The organism is uncultured Maritalea sp. (genome assembly GCF_937139385.1).
Lineage (GTDB): Bacteria > Pseudomonadota > Alphaproteobacteria > Rhizobiales > Devosiaceae > Maritalea > Maritalea porphyrae_A.
The window spans coordinates 1-4,937 of the sequence record NZ_CAKZPW010000245.1; the positions used below are offsets into that span (position 1 = coordinate 1).

Genomic DNA, 4,937 nt, shown 5'->3' on the forward strand with positions numbered 1-4,937 from the left:
GAATGATTTCGAGGCCTGCAAGAACGCCGAGCACCCCATCATATTTGCCGCCTGTTGGTTGGGTATCAAGGTGAGAGCCCACATAAACGGGCAGGGCGTCAGGGTCGGTGCCCTCGTGGCGCATGAACATGTTGCCCATTTGGTCAACGCCCATGGTCATGCCCGCATCTTCGCACCATTTGCGGAAAAGATGACGGCCTTCGCTGTCTTCGTCGGTAACGGTTTGGCGATTGTTGCCGCCGCGAACGCCGGGCCCAATTTTCGCCATCTCCATCAAACTGTCCCAAAGACGGTCTGAATTGATACGTTGGTTGGTGCCCGGTGCTGTCATTTTTTTGATCCTTTAGTCCGCTTGTAGTTTAATGAAGTCCATTAAGAAGGGAAGTTGAAAACCGCGCCTTCTTTGATGCCTTCTGGCCATCGTGTTGTGACCGTTTTTAGCCGTGTGTAGAAATGCACGCCCTCTGGGCCATACATGCCATGAGCGCCAAAGCTTGAGCGTTTCCAACCACCAAAGCTGTGGAACGCCACGGGCACGGGAATGGGCACGTTCACGCCAACCATGCCTACTTCGATCTTATCGGCAAATTCGCGCGCTGCATCGCCGTCGCGGGTGAAAATCGCTGTGCCATTGCCATATTCGTGGGAATTGATCATATCCACCGCTTCTTGGTAGTCGTTTGCACGAACAACCGAGAGAACAGGTCCAAAAATCTCTTCTTGATAGATCGACATGTCAGTGGTCACGCGGTCGAACAATGTGCCGCCAACAAAGTAACCGTCTTCGTACCCTTGCGGAGAATAGCCACGACCATCAACAACCAATTCGGCACCTGCTGCAACGCCTTGATCGATATAGCCTTCAACTTTTTCTTTGTGCGCTTTGGTGATCACAGGACCCATTTCAGCGTCTTTGTCGGTCGCAGGACCAACTTTGAGCGCTTCAACGCGAGGCTTGAGTTTAGCCACCAATGTGTCGGCGGTTTTTTCGCCGATCGGTACTGCAACCGAAATCGCCATGCAGCGTTCGCCAGCTGAGCCATATCCTGCGCCCATCAGGGCGTCAGCCGCTTTGTCCATATCCGCATCAGGCATGATGATCATGTGGTTCTTCGCGCCACCCAAAGCCTGCACGCGTTTACCCGCAGCCGTGCCGCGCTGGTAAACATATTCAGCGATTGGGGTAGAGCCCACAAAGCTGATGGCTTTGACATCTTGGTGGTCAAGCAAAGTGTCCACCGCTAATTTGTCGCCATGCACCACGTTCAAAACACCATCGGGGAACCCAGCTTCTTGGAACAAGTCCCAAGTTAGCATGGGTGCCGATGGGTCACGCTCGGAGGGTTTAAGGACGAACGTATTGCCGCACGCGATCGCCACGGGGAACATCCACATGGGCACCATTGCGGGGAAATTGAACGGGGTAATGCCCGCCACAACGCCAAGTGGCTTGCGATCAGCATAAGTATCGATTGAAGGGCCAACATTGCGGCTATAATCGCCTTTGAGCATGGTGGGGATGCCACAAGCAAACTCCACCACTTCAAGACCGCGCTGCACTTCGCCCAAAGCATCGTCATGGGTTTTGCCGTGCTCTTTAGAGATTTCGCGGGCAATGTCGTCAGCATGCTTGTTCAACAGTTCAAGATATTTGAACATATAGCGCGCACGTTTCAAAGAAGGGGTTTCGCCCCATGCAGGGGCTGCAGCTTTGCATGATGCAACAGCTGCGTTGACTTCTTCCACGGTGGAAAGAGGCAGCTCGGCGCTTTGTTCGCCCGTTGCGGGGTTGAAAACCGGCACGCGGCGCTCAGAAGCTGAAGTAACCCGTTGGCCGTTGATGGCGTTTTGAATAATAGTCATTAGTCGGCCTCGTTAAGAACAGTGCGCAGCGTATCCACGATCTGATCGATTTGGTCTTTGGAAATGATAAGGGGTGGTGAAAGGGCAATGGTGTCGCCCGTAGTGCGGATCAACAACCCGCGCTCATATGCATCCAAGAAGCAAGAGAATGCCCGCTTGGTCGGCTCGCCAGCAATTGATTCAAGCTCAATCGCGCCGATCAACCCAATATTGCGGATGTCGATCACATGTTTTGCGTCCCGCAAAGAGTGCAGGGCCTCTTCCCAATAGGTCGCCAATTCCTCACCACGGGTCAAAAGGCCTTCGTCGTCGTAGGTTTCAAGCGTTGCCAAGCCAGCGGCGCTGGCAATCGGGTTGCCCGAATAAGTGTAGCCGTGGAAGAACTCAATCATGTGCTCAGGGCCATTCATGAATGCGTCATGGATTTCATCGTTCACAAAAACCGCGCCCATGGGGATCACGCCGTTGGTCAAGCCTTTGGCGGTGGTGATGATGTCTGGCATCACATCGAAATGTTGCGCCGCAAAGGGAGAGCCCAAACGACCAAAGCCTGTAATCACTTCATCAAAAATCAGCAAAATGCCATGTTTGGTGCAAATGTCGCGCAAGCGTTTCAAATAGCCCTTAGGCGGAATAAGCACGCCAGTTGAACCAGCTACAGGTTCAACGATTACCGCTGCAATGGTCGATGCGTCGTGCAACGCTACAATGCGCTCAAGCTCGTCCGCCAAATTGCCGCCATGCTCTGGAATGCCTTTGGTGAAGGCGTTTTGGTCCGGCAGGTGCGTATGGGGCAAATGATCAACACCGGTGAGCAACGTGCCAAACATTTTACGGTTCGGCATAATGCCGCCAACTGAAATGCCGCCAAAGTTCACACCGTGGTAGCCGCGTTCGCGACCGATCAAACGTGTGCGCGATCCGCCACTCTTGATGCGCTGATAGGCGAGGGCGATCTTAAGCGCTGTTTCAACCGATTCAGAACCTGAATTGGTAAAAAACACATGGTCCATACCGTCAGGCGAAATATCGGTGAGGCGGTTGGCCAGCTGGAATGCTTTGGGGTGACCCATTTGAAACGCTGGCGCATAATCCATTTCAGCCGCTTGGGCTTGTATCGCTTCGGTGATCTTGGGGCGGCAATGGCCCGCATTGCAACACCATAGACCAGCCGTGCCATCAAGCACTTGGCGGCCGTCACTGGTTGTGTAGTGCATATCTTTTGCACCCACAAACATGCGTGGTTGTTTCTTAAACTGGCGATTAGATGTAAAAGGCATCCAAAACGCGTTTAGATCGTTAGGTACAGTGGTAGCGTCAGTCATTTCCGCACCTCCCCTCCTCGTTCGCTGCGGAATAGTCTCATTTGAAGGCAACAGATTTATATGCTACCCAGAAATTGACTATTTGATAAAACATTAACTGATCTGACCATTTGGTCAAGTTTTATTTGCATGCAGCGATAATTTGATAAAATGCCAAAATTGGCGGTGAACAAAAGTGATCAAATCATAAGCTATGACCAACGGCAACTTTAAAAAACCATCCACCCGTGGTGAAAAGAAAAAAGCGATCTTAACAGCTGCGGAAAAAATCTTTGCAGAGTACGGATTTAAAGGGGCTACAACCCAAATGATCGCTGATTTGGCAGGTATTCCCAAGGCCAATTTGCACTATTATTTCCCCACCAAAGAGGCTCTGTATAGTCAGGTCGTACAAACCATCTTTGACATATGGCTGGAGGCCGCCGATTCTTTTGATCAAAAAGAAGATCCGGCCAGTGCGTTGGAAAGTTATATTGACAAAAAAATGGAAATTTCGCGAGATCACCCAAATGGCTCCAAGGTTTGGGCAAATGAGGTGACGCACGGTGCGCCGATTATCCAAGACTATTTGGAGACGACCCTAAAAGAGTGGACGACTTCTCGTGAAGCCGTTATTCAGAGCTGGATAGACGAAGGGCGTATGGACAAGATCGATCCAAAGCACCTTTTATATATGATATGGGCAACAACCCAGCATTATGCGGACTTTGTGCATCAGGTGGAAACCTTGAACGATGGGCAACCGTTTGATGATGGGCAATGGCGAGCAGCCACCCGCGATGTGAAGAAAATCATTCTTACAGGGGTAGGGCTTAAATTTGGGGGTGATGATGGGAACCGCTAAGGTGGAAAAACCACAGCGCAAGACGCGTATACAGCGCGCGAACGAGCAAAAAATTCTTGAAGCGGCGCTCGAAGTCTTTTCACAACATGGTTTTCGTGGATCAACCATCGACCAAATCTCAGAAGAAGCGGGTATGTCAAAGCCCAACCTTTTGTATTATTTCAAGTCCAAACAAGACATTCACGAAACGCTTTTATCGCGCCTGCTTGATTCGTGGTTGGCCCCAATGCGGGCGCTGAGCAAAGATGGTGATCCGCTTGAGGAAATCCTGAATTATGTGCGCCTAAAGGTTGAAATGTCGCGCGATTTTCCACGTGAAAGCCGATTGTTTGCGAATGAGATCATCCAAGGTGCGCCGCGCATCAAGCCGATCCTTGAAGGTGAAATCAACGATTTGCTGAATGAAAAAGCGGCGATTATCGGCAATTGGATGGAAGAGGGGAAACTGAAGAAAGTTGACCCCAAGCATTTGATCTTTTCGATCTGGGCCACCACCCAGCATTATGCCGATTTTGAAGAGCAAGTGCGCATGGTGCTCGGACGCGGGATTGATGACCCGGTCGAGTTTGAGAACACAAAAGCCTTTTTGGTCAATATGTTCACCTCAATGTTGAAAATCTAGAACCTAGGTTTCCTTAGCAAACGCCAATACCAGCAAGGCCATCACGGTAACCAGTGCGCCCAAGGCAACGCTTGGGTTCACCCAACCGCGACCGCTGACCCCTTCGATTAAGATGATAAAGCTTGGGGTTAAATAGCCATAGCTCATCACCTTTGAAGCGGGTAGGCGCATGCTGGCATATTGCAGCAAGAAGAAGGTGAGGGCTGTGGTGAAGATCGTCAGATATAGACCCGCCCAATAGACAACGGCAGGTAGATTTAGCCAATCCGTGCGGGCAATGCCC

At 51.0% G+C, this 4,937-nt stretch carries 4 protein-coding genes and 2 pseudogenes; 2 read left to right on the forward strand and 4 right to left on the reverse strand.

What is annotated here, in order from left to right; translation table 11 throughout:
- The 3 genes and pseudogenes from Q0231_RS10200 to Q0231_RS10210 form a co-directional block, all read right to left on the reverse strand.
- Positions 1-331: pseudogene (locus Q0231_RS10200) on the reverse strand (Zn-dependent hydrolase); the annotation flags it as partial.
- Positions 332-372: 41 nt separating this feature from the next.
- Positions 373-1,863 (reverse strand): CoA-acylating methylmalonate-semialdehyde dehydrogenase, encoded by a 1,491-nt coding sequence (locus Q0231_RS10205; RefSeq protein WP_269392248.1) that lies wholly within the window; start codon positions 1,861-1,863, stop codon positions 373-375.
- Entirely contained in the window at positions 1,863-3,188 is a 1,326-nt protein-coding gene (locus Q0231_RS10210) for an aspartate aminotransferase family protein (protein ID WP_299347586.1), read from the reverse strand. Before Q0231_RS10210 ends, Q0231_RS10205 begins: the two co-directional genes overlap by 1 nt.
- A gap of 193 nt (positions 3,189-3,381) precedes the next feature.
- Between Q0231_RS10210 and Q0231_RS10215 the strand changes: the two genes are divergently transcribed.
- Positions 3,382-4,032 (forward strand): TetR family transcriptional regulator C-terminal domain-containing protein, encoded by a 651-nt coding sequence (locus Q0231_RS10215; protein ID WP_299347588.1) that lies wholly within the window; start codon positions 3,382-3,384, stop codon positions 4,030-4,032.
- Positions 4,016-4,654: a TetR family transcriptional regulator C-terminal domain-containing protein gene (locus Q0231_RS10220; protein ID WP_269392245.1), complete on the forward strand. Its 639-nt coding sequence runs from the start codon at positions 4,016-4,018 to the stop codon at positions 4,652-4,654. The genes Q0231_RS10215 and Q0231_RS10220 overlap by 17 nt, the downstream gene beginning before the upstream one ends.
- Before the next feature lie 3 nt (positions 4,655-4,657).
- Here Q0231_RS10220 and Q0231_RS10225 read toward each other — a convergent pair.
- Positions 4,658-4,937: pseudogene (locus Q0231_RS10225) on the reverse strand (EamA family transporter); the annotation flags it as partial.

What these genes read in the sequence shown, in the direction of transcription:
- Q0231_RS10220 (WP_269392245.1), top strand. Translation starts at nt 4,016, where the DNA reads ATGATGGGAACCGCTAAGGTGGAAAAACCACAGCGCAAGACGCGTATA.
- Q0231_RS10205 (WP_269392248.1), bottom strand. Translation starts at nt 1,863, where the DNA reads ATGACTATTATTCAAAACGCCATCAACGGCCAACGGGTTACTTCAGCT.
- Q0231_RS10210 (WP_299347586.1), bottom strand. Translation starts at nt 3,188, where the DNA reads ATGACTGACGCTACCACTGTACCTAACGATCTAAACGCGTTTTGGATG.
- Q0231_RS10215 (WP_299347588.1), top strand. Translation starts at nt 3,382, where the DNA reads ATGACCAACGGCAACTTTAAAAAACCATCCACCCGTGGTGAAAAGAAA.